Source organism: Limosilactobacillus coleohominis 101-4-CHN (assembly GCF_000161935.1).
Classification (GTDB): domain Bacteria; phylum Bacillota; class Bacilli; order Lactobacillales; family Lactobacillaceae; genus Limosilactobacillus; species Limosilactobacillus coleohominis_A.
In genome coordinates, this window is sequence record NZ_GG698802.1 from 508,423 (window position 1) to 530,471 (window position 22,049).

A 22,049-nucleotide genomic window follows, 5' to 3' on the forward strand; every position below is an offset into this window, starting at 1 on the left:
CACCCCACTAGTCAGCAAATACAACCGGATCCGAACGTACTGCTAACGCCTCCCGGTTATTCAGGTACCAATCACGAATCATATCGTAATGCAGCAAGATATCAAACAATGAATATTGTTCATCAGGATCACTAACGTGGAAGTACCATTGCTTACTGTAATCATCAGGATCATATGAGAGAGTTAACTTAATTTCTCGGTCCAAGTCTAACAATGCTCCATTATTCTTTGGTAGACTTAACAACATGAATTCTGTGTCAGTAGTTTTGACAAACAACCGATCAATTACTGTTAAATCTAATTCAGGTGCTTGCAGTGGGAACGCAACTTCATTGGATACATCCAAAATGCCGAGATCCACGGTAAAGCCTAACTCGTTAACCAGAATTTTAGAGAAATCAATTAGTGACTGTAAAGTTGCTTGAATATCCAAGTCACTATAGCGATTAATCTCCCTAATCACAAAGAAGTTAACTAGTGATCGATTGCTAAACCGCAAAACTTTCCGTTCCAAATTCAGATAAAACAACGGCTCATGTTTTTCTTGTTCCGTAAAAAATGCTCCGCCATTTTGCTGGTCTAGCTCAAAACGAAATTCAATATTTTCAAAATGAGTTGATATCATTGACAAACGATGTTCTGTTTCATCTTCATTGATACTTAACCCCGAAATATTAGCTAAGTCCAATAAGCGACCCATAAATAAAAGATAGTAGTCCGCTGTTTGATAATGTTGAGGAAACTTTACAAATGGTGATGATAAATCAATCTTAGCTAATTTAACGGTTGCCGTTAATAAATCTTTTGGATCTGTCTTCCCACATAATTCATTTAACAAGGCAACATATTGTTCACCAATTCGCAGTCCATTCGTTAAGGAATCACTTAACGCTTGGACTTTTTCAGTGGCTGTTTCTGGCATTTTTTCACTACTCATGATCAGCCACCTGCTTTCCGTCATCTTGTTGTGCTAAGTGTTTTAAATAATGGGCATATAGGTTGCGGTTGGCTAATTCAAAATCTTCAAAGCTGCCAAACGTGTCGACAATACTCTTTTGTTCGTAACTCAAAATCGTATTCTCCTTGGACAATTCCAAAACCGTTTGATTATTCTGCTTAATATGTGCCTGAGCACCCCGCGCTTCTTCAGTTTGATCCTCTAATTCGCTAATCCGATCAATAATATCTTGCCGAGCTTCCTTATTCTTACTTGATTCAAATAAGCCGGATCGCGAATTAGCTTCCTTAAGTTCATTCTGTAATGTTGCCTTTTCTTGTTCTCGTTCCGTTCCGGAATCAATTAAGCTTTGTAAATGATCATTTTCTTCTGATAATTTTTGAATACGAGCACTGTTGTACTTTTTACCCTCTTCACTTAACTTAAATGACTGGGCAAGCTTATTGTATTCATCCTGATTAAAGGCAAAGCGAATATTCAAAACATCCAACTCACCAAATTGTCGCCGATCCCACCAATTACCAAAATAAATTCGGTAATGACCAGTTTGGTACTCTTCATAATAGAAAAATGGGTAAGCTTTGCCTAAATAGTCGATCAAACTCTTACTTAAATAATCACTTAATTGGTCAGCCAAATTATCAACTAGATTCATTACCCCAGCATCATTAGCCTGTTGTTCACGATGTTCAATTTCTGCCGCATAACGTTGATTATCAAGTAAACGGTAAATTTCAGCATCTTGATGGCGAGTCACTGCTGCCTTGAGTTTAGTTAAATAATCAATTTTTTGCGTAATGGCCTGGTTAATCATGCCACCCACATCAAGTTTTTCATTGTCATACTTTTCGTTTGCCATGGATGATATCTCCTTAACTGTTACACATAATCTGTGTAATTATATACTATTAATTTTAACCATTCTGATCGATAAATTAAAGTTAATCATTGATCTTGTAATATTTCTTAAGATTTTATGACGAATTTGCATTTTAGATTTGGCGACCTATAATAGAGATAGTTAGTTATTTTACATATGTGAAGTAGTTAACTGTTTGGATTCGGAAAGAGGCGAATGTTGATGACTTTAAGTAAGCAAGAACGCAAAGAAATGGCTCGTAAGGCTATGGAAAAGCGTGGTACTAAGAAGCCTGATGGCTCTGGTTTTGCAAAGATCGACGCTGACGCCGCCAAGCTTAGTGATTAATTTAAAAATTAAACATTAAACTAATAAAGAGGTTGGGAGTTATCCCAACCTCTTTTCTATTTGATTTCGATTAATCTTGTTGACGTTTTTTTAAACCAACTAATACTAACAAACTCGTTAACATCCCTAATCCAACGTAGGCAACTAATTTTTGGTCGTCATGACCAGTTTGTGGCAATTGACTAGCAATGTCTTTAGTCTGACCTGAGTTACATTTATTCGAGCTACCTACTGAGGTCCGTACAATAATGGTGTTTGTCGTTGGCTTTTCTGGAATAGTAGGTTGTTTTGGAGCTAGTGTAACAGGTGTTGCCGGCGTCGTTGGTTGTTCTGGAGCTGGGGTATCTGGCGTTTCCGGCGTCGTTGGTGTTGGGCCAGCTGGAATACCAGGTTCATCATTTTCCGGATCGATGTTTCCTGGTTTTGTCTTATAAGAAACATTAACTAGTTGGTGGTTAGATGGATCATTTGGATTAATCCGAACAGCTTCCACTTCCGTGATATCTGGAGTAAGGTAACCATCGACCTCAGGAGATTTAACAGCTTCCCATCCATTATAATCTTTCTGCCAACCATCACCATCAATGAGTTGACCATCTTCGCCAACATAGCCAAGGAGATTACCGTTAACCCTATCAACGAGAGCAGTCCGCTTTGCGTTCACCGTTTGTTTCTTTGAATCGGCTACCGATTGTTTTGTACTGTCATCAATATAATTAATGGTTCGTACATAACTGTGGTTTAAATGTTCATTATAAGTTCCTTCAGGAAACTTAGGTCCAGTTGGGTTATCCGGATTAACTGGAGTATCAGGATCAACCGGCTTATCCGGGGTAACGGTTACTGTATCATGTTCAACATAGATAGTGACCGTTTGGGTCCCCTTAGCAATCCTCCCTGGAACAGAAACATCTGGATTAGTAACTTTGTAGCCAACTTTCTGGAGTTCAGCAATGGTTTTAGCAATTTGATAATTAACCGGCGTATCAACATCTTGAAGACCAGTTTCATACATATAATCATCTAAATCTTTATTATCAGTTAGATCATGGACTTTAACAATTACATTTCCTTGATCTTTTGCATAAATAAAGGTTGTTACGTATTGATAAGCAGTAAATTGACCAGTAGTTGCTCCGGCAGTCTTAACTAGGTGGTAGCCATCAATTGACTTAGCTTCAGCTTGCCATTCGCCAGCTGGATACCAGTGTTCCCTTTCATTCAGCCCATCATTGGTTTGATCAGGGTTTGCTTGGTTAAAGGCAATCGTTTCGTCAGCCGCTAATTGTTTTCCTTGTTCATCAACATACCGAACCACCACTGGCTTATTAGGTAGTAAGTACAGGTTCGTTCCCTTAGCATAGTAATTGTAGTAATCACTATTGTAATACTTACCAGTAGTACCAACATAGGAATAACCTTGCTTTTCGTAATGGTTAATCAGATCACTAGTCCGCTTTTCAACATCACCGTTACCGTCCTCATCAATCCGGGTACCGTAAACCCCTTGAATGGTGAACATTCCAGGTAAACTGGTCCATTGGCGTACGATAACTGCACCATCGCTTCCCTTACCCGACGTAGTGGTAACCGCATCATCATTGGTCATCACTTTTTTATATTTAAATGTTAGGTAAACATAATTAGGATCTTGTAAGGAATTTTGCGTTTGTCCCGTGATTTTACCGCCAAGAACTGGTTCTGAAACTAATTCATAACCTGGAATATTAATTGCTGCACCTTCATAACGTGATGCATCAGGAGCTTTAATATCACCAGCTTGGTGGGCAGGTGATTCAGTAGTAATCCAGTACGTTGGCAAAACCATTGAAGCGAGCACATTCCCATTATCAACATCCACATACTCCACCTTAATTGGTGAAAGCATTGCATAGTCCAACGTAATGTTAATATCTTGGTCAGTCAGTCCCGACTTCAAAGTTGCATAACCAGAGGTATCAAATGTGAAGTATTGGTCTAATACTTCTGGATTCATCAGCTTGTAACCAGCATATGGGGCTTTAAAGATTTGATAAACCTTATTACCAGCCCGGACTGCTGCTTGCTTAAAAGGTTGCTTATATTCCCACTTATTATTGGTTAACGTTTGGATTGGTTGATTATTACGAGTTACGTCCCGGTAGTTCACTGTGATGTTGTAGTAACTCGGTACAGGTGTTGATTGATCTTGACTTTCATTAGTCGTAGTTGTAGCTTCTCCTTGCTTTGTTCCGCTATTGTTTGCAATGGTATTGGTGCTCTGGCCTGTACTATTATTAATCTCCTGATCATTATTTTGACTGTCCGTCAATTTCTGATCATTACTCTGTTTCTTAGCAGTGATAGCAGTTTCACTAGCATCGTTAGTATTTGCACTAGCGGTGTTTGTGCCACCCCACATAAACATGAAACCAATTAATACTGAAGCTACTCCCACCGTTAACTTTTTAATGGTAAATTTTTGCCGTTGAGAAATTTGCTTCTTCAAAAATTCATTTTTGTTATTAGGTGATAACATTATTTACTCACTCCTCTGGAATTTTAACAATAAAATTTATACGATAATTGATAAACGCTTGTCAATGGTTTCAAAGTGAATAAATAAGGTTATATTAATAAATGATTTATCAAGGGCTTGTTAAATCATAATAATTAAAATTATATCTATTTATTTATTCTCGAAATGTTACCTTAGGGAATATAAAGCGGGGCAAGGTGGGCAATCTCGAATTATCAATCATTAAAAAATCCTGAGCTTGGTTAAAATCACCAAACTCAGGATTTTTGATTTAGGTTAATTAATGGGCAAGCCACTCGGCAACCTGCTGCTTAATTTCTGTAATCGTATTCTGCCCACCTACCAAATCAAACCAGTGAACAGTCATTTTATTTCTAAACCAGGTTAACTGACGCTTTGCATAGTGACGAGAATCTAACTTAATTTTATCAATTGCCTGCGCAAGTGAAATCTCACCATCAAAATATGGGAACAATTCACGATAACCAATTCCCTTTCCCGACTGATAATTTTTGCCACCGGCCTGATATAGGGAACGAGCCTCGGCAACCAGGCCTTGAGTAACCATTTCATCAACCCGCTGGTTAATTCGTTGATATAACTTCTGACGATCAGTGTTTAAACCAATTAAGTAAAAATCATTTAATGCTGGTCGCTGTTCCTGTTGTGAAAATGGATGGCCAGTTTTTTGGATGACTTCCAAAGCCCGAATTACCCGACGTACATTTGCCACAGGAATTTGACCGGCAGCAACTGGATCAAGCTTATTCAAATGGTTCCAAACGAATTGTCCCCCTTGTTGTTCAGCAATTTGCTGCCACTTTTGACGAATCTTTGCTGATTGTTCATCAAAGTGATCAGCCCCTAATGTCAGATTTTGGGTTAGAGACTGAAGATAAAACCCCGTTCCACCAACCACCATTGGCAGATGATGACGGCAACTAATCTCTTGAATTTCTTGATTGGCTAATTGCTGAAAATCTGCTACAGAAAACCGTTCATCAACATTTCGTACATTAATCAGGTGATGAGATACCCCCGCCATTTCAGAGGGAGTAATTTTAGCAGTCCCAATATCTAAGCCACGATACACCTGCATAGAATCACCAGAAATAATTTCACCGTTTAATTGTTTGGCTAATTGAATCGACAGTGCGGTCTTGCCTACCGCTGTCGGTCCAACAATTCCCACAACTTTGACCATCTGCCTACCCCTTTCTATAGATGACTGGAAATCTCTTTAAAAATCTTGCATAATGGAACCAGTAAGAACGAAAGGAGTTTCCATTATGAAACAATTCACTAAAGGTTTTGCTCTAGGGACTTTAGCAACCCTGGGAGCCGTTGCTACTGGCATTATCACATTCCATAAAACTGTAATCGAACCAATCGAAGAAACGGAAGAAAAGTTCGATACTAACCGTCGAGCAGCAAACCGTAAGGGACGTTCTGCTCACCAAATGTAATAACCCATCATGATGATAAAAAGGACAGCGTTCAGCTATGAGCGCTGTCCTTTTTTATTAATCCGCATACTTAGCCTTCTTAGTCTTTCCAGACCATTTGGCATAACCATCCTTCAGGATATAGACCTTATTAAAACCACGCTTACCCAAATATGCTGCGGCTTGCGTACTTAAAGTCATTCCTTCATCATACAAATATACTGGCAAGTCTGGACGAAGTTCACCCATTTGTTGACGTAAGAAAGTCAGCGGCATTGATCGTGCTCCCAAAATGTGGCCCCGGTCAAACTGATTTTTTGGACGTACATCCAAGACTTGAGCCTTGTGCATTCCTTTTTGAAAATCCTCTTCATCAATTACCGTGGCATATTTATTACGACGCCAGCGACCGAATAAATAACTACCTAACCATACCAAGATAATCGCAATAAAAATAATGTCCAAAATCAAGGCACTGGTACTAATTGCTCCAATTACCAATTCTTTTCCCTACTTTCTCTGCATTCTAGTTGGCATTTTCTTCAAATTGGGTTGCTAATGAAGCAGCGCCAATGACACCAGCATCATTTCCCAATTCTGCTAACTTCAGTTTAGTCGATGTCCGGACAGTTGGGAAGGCAAACTTTTCAAAATTCTTTTGAACCCGGTCAAGAAGGAAGTCACCCGCTGCAGAAACACCTCCACCGATAACCATGTATTCTGGGTTGAGGGTGTTACTTATGTTGGCAGCTGCCAGCCCTAAGTAATAGGTAACTTTGTCAACCACTCGATTAGCTAAGTAATCATGCGCCTTGGCTAAATCGAAGACAATTTTGGAAGTAATTTCATCCCCATTGTCAATCATGGCCTTCAGCTTGGAATCACCTTCGTATTCTTCTGCCAAGTCTTGAGCTAAATGGACAACCCCCGTTGCGGATGCATATTGTTCCAAACAACCATGATTACCACAAGTACATTGGTAACCATTTGGTTCAACGATAATATGACCAACTTCACCACCAGCACCGTTAACTCCATGAATCAATTTCCGGTTGGCGATTAATCCACCACCAACTCCAGTGCCCAGTGTAATAAAGGCCACATCGTCACCATCATTACCAGCACCCTTCCAGCGTTCGCCAAGGCCAGCGCAGTTAGCATCATTATCAAGGGCAAACTTCAAACCTGTCCCCTTCTCAATCTGCTCTTTAACTGGCTGCAGAGTCTTCCAGTTTAAATTATAAGCCCCAATTACCGTTCCTTTTTCACGGTTAACAGTCCCGGGAGTTCCCATCCCGATACCAATAAATTGATCCCGACTCATCTTATAAAGGTCAATATGGTGGTTAATTGAGTCAACAATATCAGGAACAATATGGGATCCTTCATCTAAAATATTAGTACGAATTGACCACTTTTGTTGAATTTCCCCCGCAGCGGTTAAAATTGCAAACTTGATTGTGGTTCCACCAAGATCTACCCCAATGAGCTTTTTATTCTTTGTTTCCATATAATTTCTTCCTTTATTTTGCCATTCTTTGTTCATTCCGGTGTTCACGCTTTAACACTAATTTTGCTTGTAAAAAGAGATCTCGATCAATTACCCCGGCCTGATAGAGGTTATCAATTTCCAGCGCCATTAGTTCAATATCCCATAAGCGTTTCCCAACATAAACAAAAACGTCAAAGCGCTTTAGAAGTTGCTGAACGTCATATAACGTTCGCAGGTGTACAATCGGTTTCATCCCTATGACACCGCCTTCCAAAACATTAAGATAATAAATACAATTAATATAGTGCCACTAAGAAAACGCTTTAGCAAGTCTATTTTGCCAATTTTTGTTGAACCCAACATCCCAGCACTTAAAAGGCCACCTAGAAAGCCGCCCAAGTGCCCTGCTAAATCAACTCCGGGCATTAACAAGTCCGCTCCAAAATTAAAAATCACCAGGATGAAAAATTGACGGGCAATTTGGCGAACTAAAAGATTGTCTCGAAAAACAATTCCTAACATAATAAAAGCCCCAAAGAGGCCAAATAACCCTGTACTAGCTCCGGCACTCACTGAATTAACCGGCTGCATCACCATACTAAACAAATTACCACTAACAACGCTGACTAAGTAAATCACTAGCATTCGCCAATGACCAAAGAGTGTTTCCACATACATCCCTAAAAAGTACAAAGTTAGCATATTAATTACTAAATGCTGAATACCAATATGAAGGAAACCAGCAGTTAACAATCGCCACCATTGGCCTTGTAAAATCAGCGGAGTATCCTTAGCTCCTGAATGAATTAAAACTGCCAGGTTCGTTGATCCACCTTGGACCATCGTCCATATATAACAGCCAACACAAATTGCAATTAGCGTAATTGTAACCGGCATTTGTCGTAAAGAATTTTTCATGCCATGCCTCTATCCTTCATCACCAGCAAGATTGACCACCCGATCCATTGGAATATCAAACTCTTCTGTGGTCCATTCATCATCATCTGCCAATTGGGTATTCAAAGCTAACGCTAACTTAGGACCGTGATATTTAGTTAAATAACGGTCATAGTAACCACCGCCAAATCCTAACCGTTTTCCGGATAGCGTAAAGGCGACTCCCGGAACTATCATGAGGTCAATTTGATCAGGAGTAACTACCTGGCCATTGACCGGCTCTAATACCCCAAAGTGGCTCTCGGCAAACTGTGTTTCCTCGGTAAGTGTTACAAATTCCATTTGACGATGAGGAAGCGTACGTGGGACCACAACTTGTTGTCCCTTATGCCGTGCATGAAGAATAATTGGTGCAGTATTGATTTCGAAAGATTGACTTAACGTAATTGAAATCGTTTGAGCACTTAACCATTCTGGCTGATCGTATAATTTGGAAGCAAGTTGTTTTTCTTCTTCCAAACGAGTATTAAGATCCAATTGTTGCAGTCGAGCAATATAGGCCTGACGCATTTCCTTTTTGCTATACATGGTTATCCTCCTTCAAATAGTTAACGGGCACTATTATACCGATGATCAAATTGAATGAAAAGGCCAATAGTAGCAAAAAACGTCATGGAATGAATTCCATGACGTCTCATGCATCTACCTTACTTAGTTTCACGATGTAAGGTAACCTTACGTTCCCGTGGGCAGTACTTCTTTAATTCGAGCCGATCGGGATTGTTACGACGGTTCTTACTAGTTAAGTAAGTCCGTTCGTGGCATTCAGTGCATTCAAGTGTGATATTTACACGCATTGTTTTTGCCTCCAAACTTAATTTTATTTTTAACGAGAATACGTTATTTAATACGTAACCCTAACTCGTACAACTATATCATTAATTCGTAAGTTTGACCAGTTTTTTACCAAAGTTTGTTAAGGTTTTTTCCTTGACACTTTATTGACTCGTCTTATCGCTTTGAACATCTTTCCAATAAGCTTGGAAAATCTGTTTAGCCATCGTCAAGTTATTTTCTCCACCTGAAGCGTTAGCAATCGCTAATGCAACTACCACTTGTGGTTTATCTGATGGCGCATAACCAGCAAAACTCAGTGTTTCAGTACTTTGTTTTTTGTAGAAGGTTTCCGCCGTCCCCGTCTTCGCCGAAATAGATGGCTTAACACTACTTAACGACTTAGCAGTCGTGTAAGAATTTGTCCCGTGAGTAACTAAATACAATCCCCGCCGAACCAATTCAAAGTACGACTTCGGTGCTGGAATCACCTGTTGAACCTGAGGTTGTGCAGTATAGGTAATGTTTCCTAACTCACCATTGGACTTGGTTCCCCGAATTTCCTTGACAATGTATGGTTTCATCCGATAACCACCGTTTGCAATGGTCGACATGTACTGCGCTAACTGGATAGTAGTGTAACCATCATAGTTTCCATACGACAAGTCTAGTGCAGAACCAATATTTTTCTTTTTCGATGGTCCTTTATAACCAGATACTTCCCCAGGGAGGTCAATTCCAGTCTTTTGACCTAACCCAAACATGTTGTAGTAGTACCGCATCTTAGTGAAAATACTTGGTTTCAAAGTCAACTGAGCACCACTATGGTAGTTCATGCCGCCTTCCTTCATCGCAATTTGCATCATATAGGAGTTGGATGACACTTCTAGTGCTTCCGGCGCGGTTAATGCCATACTTGCTGATCCTGATTTGTTAAACCAAGAACTCTTCACTGAGGTCCCAGCAACCTTAATTGGCGTATCCGTTAACGTATTATTCTCTGGTGTGATTACCTTTTCCATCAATCCACCCATAATTGTGGCTGGCTTAACAACTGATCCCATTGTAATGGGGTGATTGATTGCCCCAATTTGATCATCGGTCATTTTACCGGTTGATGGATTACGATCAATTCCACCCATCGCATAAATGGCCCCAGTATATGGATTCATAACCACGGCATAAACCCCCGTCGAGTTACCACCTGCCGGGAAGTTACTCTTGAGAATCTTTTGCACATCATTTTGGAATTTTGCATTAACAGTCAGGACCAGATTATCACCCTTTTTACCTGGATAAGTAACTTTCGTCTTCGTGACATTATTGCCACTAGTTGTGACCTGGGTTTGTGACTTCGAACCAGCAAGGGTGGCCTGATATTGCTTCTCAAGGTAGCTTTGCCCGACATTATCATTCCGTGAATACCCTTGTGACAATAAACTATTAACTTCATCACTTGGTAATCCGGTCGTCGAAACCGTCCCGGCCAAGCTCTTAACGTCTTTACCAGATGGGTAATTTCGCGACCAAGCAGTTCCAATCTTGACACCAGGCATTTCACTCAAGTGTTCACTAACTTCCGCCAGTTCCTTAGCTGATACATTCTTAGATTTAATATAGGTAGTTGAAAGTGAGTAGGCACCACTCATGGAGCCATAAATCATCGCCTTATTCTTTTCACTCTTTGTAAGCTTAAAGTAGTGGGGGTGGCGATTTAAGTAATCAATTGCATCATCATACTGACTAGAACTATCGGTACTCTTCGCTAATTTGATTACGGTTTTTAAATGTTGTTTATCAGCTAAGTAGTAATCTTGCTGATTCCGCGTTGTTAAACGACTAGTAGGCACCGTTAAATAGTTACCAAGCCGGTTGGCAATTTTGTACAAGTCATCACTATCAACATTTTGACCCTTGGTATATGTGATAGCCTGGGTTGCCTGATTACCAACCATCACTTTACCAGTGGCATCATAGATCATTCCCCGTTGAACATTATTTGTTTGTGTCGTGGTGTCAGAACGCTTGACCTCTGCCTTGTAAGAAGCTCCGTTCAACACCTGCAAATAGAACAGTCGGATCGCAAGCGCAAGCAGTAGCAAGCCGACAATCCACAACAGAAAGTTTAACCGAAATGGGATTGCGGACTGGGCTGTCTTATTTCGTGAGCGAGAACGAAATTTAAAAAGTCCTTTAAAGCGATTCAAAAAATTCACTTGACATTCTCCTTCATTAGTTAGAAAACTCTAACTTTTCATTTTAAAGATTATCGATGGTCATTCAAGCTAATAACCAAAATTATTCCATATTAAAGTAACGGTGTTAATAATACTCCCTTTTTAATCAAAAGTGAGCACTTTAACAGTGATTTAATTAAATTTAAAACCTTCATGATAACCAATGTTGAAAAAAGCATCCTGTTATATAATACATGCTAGTTTATTTGAGGTGATTTTATTGTTTAAAAAACACAGTCACATGCAATCATCATTGTTAGTTGCATTCTTTATTCCGGTGATCATCATGGGAAGCTATTTCGCTTACCGCCAAATGGCCCCCTTCGGTCAAAATTCGATTTTAACTGTTGACCTTGGACAACAGTACGTCGACTTCTTGGCCGCCTTTCGAAATTTAGTTCTTCACCACCCAACCAGTTTATTTTACTCCTTCTCTAAGGGGCTTGGCGGTGAAATGCTCGGTACCAATGCTTACTATCTATTTAGCCCCCTCAATCTGCTTCTCTTGTTTTTTCCTGGACAGTCACTTTCATCTGGGATCCTAATCCTTGTACTACTCAAATATGGATTCGCTAGTCTGAGCTTTTGTTGGTTAATTCAACGTTGGCACCTCCAAACACCACCCCGTAGTTGGGCCTTTGCAACGGCCTATGCCCTCATGGGGTGGATGATTGCCAATCAGTTAAATATTATTTGGCTAGATGTTCTTTTCTTACTGCCCCTTGTAATTGACGGCCTGCTCCGTTTAATTAACAATCAGAGTCCATGGCGTTATGTTGTTTGGTTAACTCTTACCATCTTGGATAACTACTATATGGCCTGGATGGTCGCTCTTTTTACTGTCCTCTTTTTTATTTGGCAAACTACTCGTCAATTTAGTAACTGGTCCCATTTGGGAAAAGTTACCGGACGCTTCTGCACCTTTTCACTCGTCAGCGGCCTACTTAGTTCTATCGTAACGCTCCCGACCATTTATGCACTAACTCAAAGCAAGGGAACTTATACGGAACAAAAAATTAAATGGGCCTTTGAGTATCAGCCACTCAAGATTCTAGCTAAATTAGTACCCGGCTCATTTAACTTTGGCCAAATGCCCTCTGGACAACCTAATATTTATGTGGGAATGCTATTTATCATTGGAGCCTGTCTCTATTTCATTTACAGTCATGACCATTGGCCGGCCAAATTAACAGCATTGTTGATCTCTGCCTTGCTAGTTTTCTCCTTCTGTTTTCAACCATTAGACTTAATTTGGCACCTTGGACAATTTCCTGTCTGGTACCCATCTCGTTTTTCGTTTGTTTTCTGTTTCTGGGTTCTTTACCTAACCGCAATGACTCTAAAACCCGCCCTTAAAATCAACTGGTATGTTGCGGGTGGTTTATTGATCCTCATTTGTGCAATTACAACCTATTTGTGGTTAAACAAAACTCATTTTTCATACATCAATTCATCCCAACTAGCAATTGGTCTCAGTTTTGCTCTAATCAGCATCTGTCTGCTCCTGATCGATTATCACCACGCACCTAAAATGACAAACCTCCTATTTGTCCTATTAGTTATTGTTGATGTCACAAGTAATGCGGCAATCTCACTCAACCATATCTCGTACGTATCTCAACCCGAGTTTGGCAACTACACAACTGCAATGAACCAAGCTGTTCGTAAAACCAAACAGGGGGACCATTCTTGGTACAGAATTGCTAAAAACTTCATGCGCACTAAGGATGATCCATTTCAAAGTGACTATTACGGCGCTGAACACTTTGGTTCCACAATGGAACCTGCCGTTTCAACTTTCATGGGAACAATTGGTCAGCCAGCCGGCGATGGTTTCATTACCTACTCTAATGGAACCCAGGTTACCGATTCTTTATTGGGCTTCAAATACTTTCTAACCGCCCGTCACCATGGTCAAGTTAATGACAATCAAGTTCTGCCCATTACCAGTACTAGAATGGATTGGCATCGTATCCGCGATTATCACCATACTAAGTTAGTAAATATTAAGGAAAATGCGAACGCCCTTCCCATTGCTTTTGGTGCTAGCAAAAAAATTCTTAATTTTCATGACGTGACATTAGACCCACTCAGCTACCAATCACAAATTTATCAATTATTAGCTGGGCAGTCAGTCAATAACCGCCTCTTCAACGTTCAAAACTTTGACCATGTGACCTTCAAAAACGTTCAAAGTGCCAAACAAATTACTGGCACCACCTTTACGCGCAGAGAACCGTTGCAATCTGCCAGCGTCACCCTCCACTTTACACCGCAGACCAATGACTCTTACTACCTGACCCTTGGGCCGAGCGTCAAAAGCGTTGCTTCAATTAAGCTTAATGGGCGATCGCTGGATCAATATCCGACCTATCACAATACCATCGTGATTAATGTGGCTCACCAACAAAAGGGCAAACCCATTAGCATTCAATTCAAACTTAAGAAGCAGGCTTTATGGATGCAAAACGTCAGTCTGTACCGACTTAATGGTCAAGCATTCCATAAATCCCGCAAAACTTTGCAAAGTGCCGGCTTAAAAGTGACCAATTGCCGTGCTAATCAAATTAAGGGAACGGTAACCTTGCGAAAACAACATCAATTTTTGATGACCACCATCCCTTATGCAAAGGGCTGGCATGTTAAAGTGGATAATCATGCCGTCACGCCATTTAAGGTCCTTGGTACTTTCATGGGAATTCCAATGAATGCTGGAACCCATCATGTCATCATGACTTACATTCCACCATTTCTCGTTTCTGGAACGTTGATTAGTCTAATTACCCTCGTCATATGCTGCTGGTACCAAAAACGGCGATCTAAACGACAATAATCTATATTCCAAGAAAAACTGCATAATACAATAACGGCCGCGCCAGTTCTGAATCAATTGAACTGACACGGCCATTTTTAAATCCGCTAATTGATTTAACTCAACGTTTGGGATACCCGACCAACCGCAATTCACCATGCAAATATTCGCCAAGGTAAATATCATCTAATCCATGATAACCAGCAGCCGTGATCTGTTGTTCTACCCACTGAGCATCACGATGAATTAATTCTAAAATATCTGTATTCAACTGGCCATCACTGATTAATGGAAATTTCACATCATGCTCGTTATTTTCAATTACCACTAACTGGCCATTTTGCTCCAAAATACCACTTTTGACGCGGGCCACTTCATAGATGCCTTGACTCCGCAAACGAAACATCAGATCATTCGCACTCATTCCTGAACGAATGCAATTGTCGACTAACACGTGACCATTTTTAATCAGTAACTGTGGCTGCCCATCAATCGCAATCCGGACCCATCGATTATGTTCCTTGACGTACCGGAGAATTAAAACAATCACCGTCCAAATAAGGAGGACTAGAATAAATTCAACAATGCTAATGTCATTATCGTAAATAATGCCCCCAATAATAGCCCCTAAAATATAATTTTGTACTTGGTCGAGGGCCGAGGTGGGTGCTAAGTTTCCCTTACCAAGCAAATTGATTTGTAAAATCAGGCAGAGCATTCCTAAAGCAAATTTAAGAGTAATTAACAAATAAGTATTATCCATCTTGCACCTCCCTACTTCTTCTTAATAATTACGCGATGATCAATCACGTGGGCTCTTGTCAAAGTATAATTATTACTATCTGCACTTAAATTCACCCGATAATCCTTATCCTTAATCCGCACAATGATGCCATCCGTCAAAGTAGTTGAGTTAACCACAACCTCCCCAGTCTTCACGTGGCGATCTTTGGCTACTGCCTTAACAAAAGGAACCATCTGTGAAGATTGCGATTTCTGTGTATTTAGCGATTCCAGTTTGGTATATTGCAACCCAATGATGATTAACAGCAACAAGGAGAAAATAATTCCCAAATCACGATACTTTGTTTCCAAACGATGCCGAGTATACTGAACCAGCATTAACAGCATCAACCCACCCAAAATAATGATCAACGCATAGCTAAAAATAGTATTAGCTTGCTGGTGATTTTCTAAATATGTCAAATTGTAAAACGTCATTTTTTATCCTTTATAAAAAAATAGTGAGTAATAACACTGCCGTTATCCCCACTAAATTATCTTCTACTACTTTACTTCAATAATTTCCACATGCATGATCCCACTTGGAATATCAATATCTACTTTTTCACCAACTTTGTGACCTAACAGTCCTTTTGCCATTGGTGATTCGTTAGAAATCTTACCAGAGAGCGGATCAGATTCTGATTCGCCGACAATTGTATATGTTTCTGGTTCTTCATCCGGTAACTCTTTGAAGGTTACACTCCGCCCCATTGATACTTCATCCGCCGCTACATCATCATTATCGATGATGACCGCATATTGCAGCATATTTTCGATTTGACTGATTCGGCCTTCAACGAATGCCTGCTCGTCCTTAGCGGATTCGTATTCAGAGTTTTCAGAAAGGTCACCATAACTCCGCGCAATCTTAATGCGTTTAATAACCTCTGGACGACGCTTCAAACGTAAATCTTCGAGTTCTTGTTCTAACTTTTCTTTACCTTCCGCAGTCATCGGAAATGTTTTTTCATCAGCCATAAATTTTTAATTCCCCTTTATTAAAAAATACCAAGTGCAACATTACCATTTCGGCACCAATTTTTCAACTATTGGATTACGATTACTTAAACCTGATGACCCCGTTTAACTAGAATATCGCGAACCTTAGTTGCTAACAAATCAATTGCCACTTGGTTTTGACCACCCTCAGGAACAATGATATCAGCGTAACGTTTCGTAGGTTCAATAAATTGATGATACATTGGTTTGACAGTTGCCAAATACTGGTTAATCACTGAATCAAGTGACCGGCCACGCTCTTGCATATCACGTTTAATCCGACGAATAATGCGTAAATCACTATCCGTATCCACAAAAACTTTAATATCCATTAAATCACGTAACCGCTCGTCATCAAGAATCAAAATTCCCTCCAAAATAATGACATCTTGTGGCTCTACGTGGACTGTTTCCGCTGACCGAGTATATTGTTCATAATCATAGACCGGCATTTCAATTGCTTGATTATGCCGCAATTGATCCAGCTGTTGAACCAGCAGCGCCGTATCAAATGCTAACGGATGGTCATAATTAACGGCCTTCCGTTCAGCCATTGTCATCTCACTCTGATCATTATAGTAGGTGTCTTGCGTAATAATTTGAATTGAATTGCCATGTAATTGGTCAAAGATTGCGTGGGCAACAGTCGTCTTACCACTGCCGGAACCACCTGTGACCCCAATGATAATTGGTCGTTTTTTTTCCATTTTTGCCTCCAATTGTTAGTGCTTCTTTGCGTGACGGTTTTCTTGCAGCCGAACCGTAATTTCGGGAACCGACTGAGATTGTTTCAATGTAAAAGTACCGGCCTTAACTCCATTCGTCTTATGTGTCTGTAAATAATAGTAAAAGACATAGCGACTGCGTACTAGGTCTTGTCGCTTCAAGATTGTACTAACCTGCTGATCAGTACTGTTTCGTGGAATAATCACTTTTTTCGTCTTTTGACTATTTTTATTCACGGGGGTTAACGAATAATTAAAGTAACCATGGACGCATACCCCCACCACCAAAAACAAAGCTACAATTGCTAAGGCCAGCAAATTCTGTTGCCGAATTTGTTTTTTTGAAAATCGGTGCATGAATTAGGCCCTTTCTTTCACTTACAACAACACGAAAAGCAAGAGACCGGAAATTCTCTTTCAGCCCCTTGCCAATTTAATTATTCATTAACGAATTTCTGCACCTAATTCTTCAGTGAGGTGTTTTTCGATCTTTGCGAATGCTTGATTAACCGTTTCTTCCTTTAATGTTCCCTGATCATCTTGATAAGTCAGCGTGTATGCCAATGACTTCTTACCCTTCGGTAAATGAACACCAGTGTAAACATCAAAGAGGTGGATGTGCTTCAAGAAAGCACCCCCACGCCGCTTAATAATTGCGACGACTTCATCATTCGTAACGGTATCATCGACTAATAAAGCAATATCACGGGTAATTTCTGGATACTTACTAATGTGTTGATAGTGCTTATCACGAACATCCGCTGCCAAAACTGCTTCCAAATTGATTTCAAACACGTAGGTTTCACTAATCTTGTATTCTTTAGCAACATTTGGATGAACTTCACCAATAAAGCCGATTACTTCACCATCTAGTAAAATATTAGCGGTCCGACCTGGATGCATTTCTGGACGACTTTGATCGGCAACAAAAGTAATCGTCCCTGCCACTGCTAAATTATCAAGATATTGTTCCACAATCCCTTTAATTTGATAAAAATCAACCGGACGCGCCTTTTGATTCCAGCTATCTGCAACTAAACTCCCAGTGATTGCACCAGCAACATGTTCTTGTTCCTCAGGGCGTTCGCCACCCTTCGGAATGAAGACTCGACCTTGTTCATACAGTGCCACATTGGATACTTTCCGGGCTTCGTTATAGGCAATATCATTTAACAGACCAGAAATAATGCTCATCCGCGTTGCCACGTGATCAGAGCTCATCGGATAATCCAGCTTCATCGGCTCCGTCGTACTTGGGGTAACCCCAAACTGCTTAGCTTTATCCACCGTGGTTAACGAATAACTAATCGCCTGATTCAAGCCCATTCCTTCCAGAACATGGCGACTAGCCCGCAACTTCTTTTGCCGGGTAGTTAAACCACCCCAGTTCCGAGTCATCACTGGCAGTGTCGATGGAATATTGTCATAACCATACAAACGGGCAATTTCCTCGTATAAGTCTGCTGGCAGGCTAATATCCCACCGCCGGGCTGGAACATTAACTACTAACGTATCCTCATCTTTTTGGGTTGTCTCAAAGGCTAATCGATCAAAAATCGCCTTTACTTGTTCCATATCGATATCGATCCCTAGAACATGCTTAACTTTTTGTAAAGACAAGGTAATTTCATGTGCTGGATATTGCTGGTCATGACCAACCACAATCCCCTTAGTCACTTGTCCATTAGCTAATTTTTGCAGCCAGTATGCCGCTTCATCCAATGCTCGTTCAACAGTTTCCGGATTGATTCCCCGTTCAAAACGCATTGAAGATTCACTGTGCAAGTCAAGTCGTCGTGCTTGCTTACGAACCATCACTGGATCAAAAATCGCAGATTCTAATACGACGTTCGTTGTTTGATCATCGACCTTGGTACTTTCGCCACCCATGGTTCCAGCAAGTGCAACTGGTTGATCACCTGCAGTTACGACAATATCTTGGGCCTTGAGCGTCTGCTCCTCACCATCAAGGGTCGTCATGGTTTCATCTTCATTGGCATGCCGAACAAGGATCTTGTGACTAGGTAGCTTATCATAATCGAAACTGTGTAATGGTTGTCCGTACTTCAGTAAAATATAATTAGTAATATCAACAACGTTGTTAATTGGACGAATGCCAGAATTCCACAGACGAATTTGGAGCCACATTGGGCTATCCGCAATCTGAACGTTTTTAATGACCCGCAGTTTATAAACTGGTGCCATTTGATCATCAGCAACCTCTGCGGAAATTAAATCGGCAGCCTTGGCATCGTCGTTTTCTTTGACCGCGTGACTTTCAAAACCATTTGGCAAATCATAGATTGCTGCAAGATCATTCACATTCCCATAAATACTCAACATATCACCACGGTTTGGCGTGACATCAGTATCCACGATCGTATCGTCCATTCCAAGGTATGGAAAGACTGATTCACCAATTTTAGCATCATCAGGCAAGAACCAGATGCCGTCTTCATAGTCTTTTGGTGCTACCTTTTCACTAAAGCCGATTTCCTGTAGTGCACAAAGCATTCCGTCAGACTCTTCACCACGGATCTTGCCCCGCTTAATTTTAACGTTGTCCGCAATCCGTGCTCCGTGGAGGGCCACGATCACTTTTTTACCTGCTTGCACATTTGGCGCTCCGCAGACAATCTGAATGGTTTCATCATCACTAATCTTAACTTGGCAAACTGACATATGGTCAGAATCAGGATGCGGAACACATTCTTCTACATAACCAACAATAATTTTCTTTAAACCGTCACTTGGGGAATAGACCGCATTAATGTCTACTGACGTTCGGGCCAATTTCTCTGCCAGTGCAGCTGGCTTAATTTTGTTTTGCGCTAGCGGCAGGTATTTATTTAGCCATTGATATGATACTTTCATAGTCCACTATCCTTTCTGATCAAATTGGGTTAAGAACCGTACATCATTTTGGTAAAAGTCACGAATATCTTCGACCCCATACTTCAACATCGCAAAGCGATCCGGACCTAATCCAAAGGCAAAGCCGCCATATTCTTCAGGATCTACGCCAGACATCTTTAAAACGTTTGGGTGAACCATTCCAGCACCTAATACTTCAATCCAACCGGTATTCTTACAAATGGCACAGCCCTTACCTAAACAATTGAAACAAGTAATATCCGCTTCAACTGATGGTTCAGTAAATGGGAAATAACTTGGCCGCAGACGAACCTTTAATTGATCACCAAATAGGTGTTGAGCCACTACTTCTAATGTTCCCTTCAAATCAGCCATTGTGACGTGCTTACCAACAACCATTCCTTCAACTTGGTGGAATTGGTGACTGTGGGTGGCATCGTCCGTATCCCGCCGGTAAACTTTACCTGGTGAAATCATCTTCAACGGGCCCTGACTAAAATCGTGTTTTTCAAGCATCCGTGCTTGCATCGGCGAGGTTTGGGTCCGCATCAGGATTGAATGGGTGACATAGAAAGTATCTTGCATGTCCCGAGCAGGGTGATCCTTTGGTAGGTTTAATTTTTCAAAGTTGTAAACTTCCTCTTCTACTTCATCACCAACCGCAACTTCATATCCCATATCAGTAAACAGATCTACTAATTGATCAATCACTTGCTGAATCACGTGTGGTTGTCCCTGGGCAACTGGTGTCCCTGGCAATGTCACATCGAGACTTTCCTTTGCAAGCCGGGCATTCATTAATTGCTTTTCTAAAGTTGCGCGCCGTTCTTCTAACATCTTTTGTAAATCATCACGAACTTGGTTAGCATACTTCCCAACCTTTGGCCGTTCGTCGGCACTTAAGTCCTTCATCCCACGTAAGACATTAGTAATTGGTCCCTTTTTCCCTAGGAACTTGACCCGAATTTGATTAATTGCATCTAAATTCGCACTGTTCTGAATTTCATCAGCACCTTGCTGACGTAATTCCTCTAGTTTTTCCTTTAATCCCATATGATCCTCCTTAAAAAATAAAAAGCCTCATCCCATCAAGGGACGAGGCTATCGCGGTACCACCCTAGTTTATGACAATCGTCATACACTTATAACGATTCAGTAACGGTCATCAACCGGGTACATCAATACCAGCTCTGGAAGTGAAATTCATCTTTAAAGTCTAAAAACGACTTGCAGTTTATGAATCGTTTCTCCCTGCTAGACTTACCAGACTACTAATTTCCATCATTGCTTTTCTAAAAAGTTGGTCTTATTGTAAACTAATTCCGCAACCAACGTCAAGAACTAATCACACCATTTGTCACTCCAAGTGTGAACCGCACTCATTACTGGGGCTAATTCTTGGCCCCGCTTAGTTAGTGAGTATTCAATCCGGCTTTCACCAGGAAAAGTATTGCGTTGAACGATTTCTTCGTCTTCTAACTCTTTCAGTCTTTCAACTAAGACCCGATCACTACATTTATCAACGTGTGCAGCAAGATCCTTAAAACGCTGTGTGTGCTCATTGAAAAGCACTTCGATAATTAGCCCGTTCCATTTCTTCCCTAAAATTGTAAAGGTATGTTCGAAACGAGGACAGAGACAGAAATCATCCTGTTGACGATTAGAATGCTCCATAACTTGACCTCCTTTTTCTAGATATTTTACGAAAGCTTTTTATATGAACGCTTACGAAGCCGTGACTCAACCCGAACCCGAAGTGGACTAAAGAACTCATGCTCCGCTTCATAATCATCAACTAATGAGACGATTAAACTTTCTAAGTACTTTGGCACTGCTAGTGTTGCACCAAACATGTGCTTTAAAATAATGTCGCGTTCCTTATCATTCAGGTTGGTAATCTTTTCGGCGTTTCGTAAAGCCACCCGTGGGTGAATAAAAGCATGGGAACCCAAATCAAACTTCGTTGTCCGCCAGTCATAATAGAACAAATCGTGTAATAATCCTGCCCGTGCAGTGCTCCGGTAATCCAGGTGCATTCGCTTGGCGATTCGGTAGCTATCATAAGAAACAGCAATCGAATGACGGAGACGATTTGAATGGTGGTGCTGAGTATAATTGGCTAATTTTTGAACGGCAGGTTGAGCTAACAAATCCTGAACAATGGCAACATACTGGGCGTCATTTTTCCACTCATCCGGTGTTCTCATTGAGATCATTACCCCTTTTTTATTTTTAGTTATATTTTACACGATTTTAAAACAAAAA

General features: G+C 40.6%; 23 protein-coding genes. 3 read left to right on the top strand and 20 right to left on the bottom strand.

From position 1 onward, the window contains the following. Nucleotides 1-7 precede the first annotated feature (7 nt). A complete protein-coding gene (locus HMPREF0501_RS02665) occupies nt 8-937 on the bottom strand; it encodes a hypothetical protein (RefSeq protein ID WP_040455671.1) in 930 nt (309 codons plus the stop codon). Next, the gene (locus HMPREF0501_RS02670) at nt 930-1,817 is read right to left on the bottom strand and encodes a hypothetical protein (protein WP_006916301.1); all 888 of its coding nucleotides are present in this window, start codon (nt 1,815-1,817) and stop codon (nt 930-932) included. The genes HMPREF0501_RS02665 and HMPREF0501_RS02670 overlap by 8 nt, the downstream gene beginning before the upstream one ends. A 222-nt stretch (nt 1,818-2,039) precedes the next feature. Here HMPREF0501_RS02670 and HMPREF0501_RS09240 point away from each other — a divergent pair, with 222 nt between their 5' ends. Continuing rightward, on the top strand, nt 2,040-2,165 hold the full coding sequence (locus HMPREF0501_RS09240) for a hypothetical protein (RefSeq protein ID WP_006916302.1): 126 nt from the start codon (nt 2,040-2,042) through the stop codon (nt 2,163-2,165). Nucleotides 2,166-2,235: 70 nt separating this feature from the next. Here the strand turns inward: HMPREF0501_RS09240 and HMPREF0501_RS02675 are convergent, their stop codons facing one another. After that, nucleotides 2,236-4,683: a mucin-binding protein gene (locus HMPREF0501_RS02675; protein WP_006916303.1), complete on the bottom strand. Its 2,448-nt coding sequence runs from the start codon at nt 4,681-4,683 to the stop codon at nt 2,236-2,238. A gap of 280 nt (nt 4,684-4,963) precedes the next feature. After that, the gene (gene miaA, locus HMPREF0501_RS02680) at nt 4,964-5,887 is read right to left on the bottom strand and encodes a tRNA (adenosine(37)-N6)-dimethylallyltransferase MiaA (protein WP_006916304.1); all 924 of its coding nucleotides are present in this window, start codon (nt 5,885-5,887) and stop codon (nt 4,964-4,966) included. Between the two features lie 85 nt (nt 5,888-5,972). Here miaA and HMPREF0501_RS08715 point away from each other — a divergent pair, with 85 nt between their 5' ends. Next, nucleotides 5,973-6,149, top strand: coding sequence for a DUF3042 family protein (locus tag HMPREF0501_RS08715; RefSeq protein ID WP_040455674.1), 177 nt, complete (start codon nt 5,973-5,975; stop codon nt 6,147-6,149). A gap of 57 nt (nt 6,150-6,206) precedes the next feature. On the opposite strand, the gene HMPREF0501_RS02690 is transcribed toward HMPREF0501_RS08715, so the two are convergent. The 7 genes from HMPREF0501_RS02690 to HMPREF0501_RS02720 all read right to left on the bottom strand — a co-directional run bounded on the left by HMPREF0501_RS02690 (nt 6,207) and on the right by HMPREF0501_RS02720 (nt 11,567). Then, on the bottom strand, nt 6,207-6,629 hold the full coding sequence (locus HMPREF0501_RS02690; RefSeq protein ID WP_006916306.1) for a rhodanese-like domain-containing protein: 423 nt from the start codon (nt 6,627-6,629) through the stop codon (nt 6,207-6,209). 25 nt (nt 6,630-6,654) lie between these two features. After that, complete coding sequence (locus HMPREF0501_RS02695; protein ID WP_006916309.1) at nt 6,655-7,638, bottom strand: ROK family glucokinase; 984 nt, start codon at nt 7,636-7,638, stop codon at nt 6,655-6,657. Between the two features lie 13 nt (nt 7,639-7,651). Further along, entirely contained in the window at nt 7,652-7,873 is a 222-nt protein-coding gene (locus tag HMPREF0501_RS02700) for a YqgQ family protein (RefSeq protein ID WP_191975855.1), read from the bottom strand. Between the two features lie 2 nt (nt 7,874-7,875). Beyond that, entirely contained in the window at nt 7,876-8,538 is a 663-nt protein-coding gene (locus HMPREF0501_RS02705; protein WP_006916312.1) for a rhomboid family intramembrane serine protease, read from the bottom strand. Nucleotides 8,539-8,547: 9 nt separating this feature from the next. Further along, nucleotides 8,548-9,105 (bottom strand): 5-formyltetrahydrofolate cyclo-ligase, encoded by a 558-nt coding sequence (locus HMPREF0501_RS02710; protein ID WP_006916313.1) that lies wholly within the window; start codon nt 9,103-9,105, stop codon nt 8,548-8,550. A gap of 119 nt (nt 9,106-9,224) precedes the next feature. Next, nucleotides 9,225-9,374, bottom strand: coding sequence for a 50S ribosomal protein L33 (gene rpmG, locus HMPREF0501_RS02715; RefSeq protein WP_006916314.1), 150 nt, complete (start codon nt 9,372-9,374; stop codon nt 9,225-9,227). 141 nt (nt 9,375-9,515) lie between these two features. After that, entirely contained in the window at nt 9,516-11,567 is a 2,052-nt protein-coding gene (locus HMPREF0501_RS02720; RefSeq protein WP_006916315.1) for a peptidoglycan D,D-transpeptidase FtsI family protein, read from the bottom strand. Between the two features lie 262 nt (nt 11,568-11,829). Between HMPREF0501_RS02720 and HMPREF0501_RS02725 the strand changes: the two genes are divergently transcribed. After that, nucleotides 11,830-14,421, top strand: coding sequence for a YfhO family protein (locus HMPREF0501_RS02725; protein ID WP_412047819.1), 2,592 nt, complete (start codon nt 11,830-11,832; stop codon nt 14,419-14,421). A gap of 100 nt (nt 14,422-14,521) precedes the next feature. Here HMPREF0501_RS02725 and HMPREF0501_RS02730 read toward each other — a convergent pair whose 3' ends face one another. The 9 genes from HMPREF0501_RS02730 to HMPREF0501_RS02770 all read right to left on the bottom strand — a co-directional run bounded on the left by HMPREF0501_RS02730 (nt 14,522) and on the right by HMPREF0501_RS02770 (nt 21,991). Next, nucleotides 14,522-15,163 carry a DUF421 domain-containing protein gene (locus tag HMPREF0501_RS02730; protein WP_006916317.1) on the bottom strand — a complete coding sequence of 214 codons (642 nt, stop codon included), beginning with the start codon at nt 15,161-15,163 and terminating at the stop codon, nt 14,522-14,524. A gap of 11 nt (nt 15,164-15,174) precedes the next feature. Beyond that, nucleotides 15,175-15,621, bottom strand: coding sequence for a DUF3290 domain-containing protein (locus tag HMPREF0501_RS02735; RefSeq protein ID WP_006916318.1), 447 nt, complete (start codon nt 15,619-15,621; stop codon nt 15,175-15,177). A 66-nt stretch (nt 15,622-15,687) separates the two neighbouring features. Then, complete coding sequence (greA, locus tag HMPREF0501_RS02740; protein ID WP_006916319.1) at nt 15,688-16,164, bottom strand: transcription elongation factor GreA; 477 nt, start codon at nt 16,162-16,164, stop codon at nt 15,688-15,690. Nucleotides 16,165-16,250: 86 nt separating this feature from the next. Beyond that, nucleotides 16,251-16,892 carry a uridine kinase gene (gene udk / locus HMPREF0501_RS02745; RefSeq protein WP_040455677.1) on the bottom strand — a complete coding sequence of 214 codons (642 nt, stop codon included), beginning with the start codon at nt 16,890-16,892 and terminating at the stop codon, nt 16,251-16,253. A gap of 15 nt (nt 16,893-16,907) precedes the next feature. Continuing rightward, nucleotides 16,908-17,267 carry an endolytic transglycosylase MltG gene (locus tag HMPREF0501_RS02750; RefSeq protein ID WP_006916321.1) on the bottom strand — a complete coding sequence of 120 codons (360 nt, stop codon included), beginning with the start codon at nt 17,265-17,267 and terminating at the stop codon, nt 16,908-16,910. An 87-nt stretch (nt 17,268-17,354) separates the two neighbouring features. Next, nucleotides 17,355-19,784, bottom strand: a complete 2,430-nt coding sequence (pheT, locus tag HMPREF0501_RS02755) for a phenylalanine--tRNA ligase subunit beta (RefSeq protein ID WP_006916322.1) — start codon at nt 19,782-19,784, stop codon at nt 17,355-17,357. Nucleotides 19,785-19,790: 6 nt separating this feature from the next. Continuing rightward, the gene (gene pheS / locus HMPREF0501_RS02760; protein ID WP_006916323.1) at nt 19,791-20,837 is read right to left on the bottom strand and encodes a phenylalanine--tRNA ligase subunit alpha; all 1,047 of its coding nucleotides are present in this window, start codon (nt 20,835-20,837) and stop codon (nt 19,791-19,793) included. Between the two features lie 288 nt (nt 20,838-21,125). Next, entirely contained in the window at nt 21,126-21,458 is a 333-nt protein-coding gene (locus tag HMPREF0501_RS02765; RefSeq protein ID WP_006916324.1) for a winged helix-turn-helix transcriptional regulator, read from the bottom strand. A 26-nt stretch (nt 21,459-21,484) separates the two neighbouring features. Beyond that, nucleotides 21,485-21,991 carry an HD domain-containing protein gene (locus HMPREF0501_RS02770; RefSeq protein WP_006916325.1) on the bottom strand — a complete coding sequence of 169 codons (507 nt, stop codon included), beginning with the start codon at nt 21,989-21,991 and terminating at the stop codon, nt 21,485-21,487. Between the last annotated feature and the right edge of the window lie 58 nt (nt 21,992-22,049).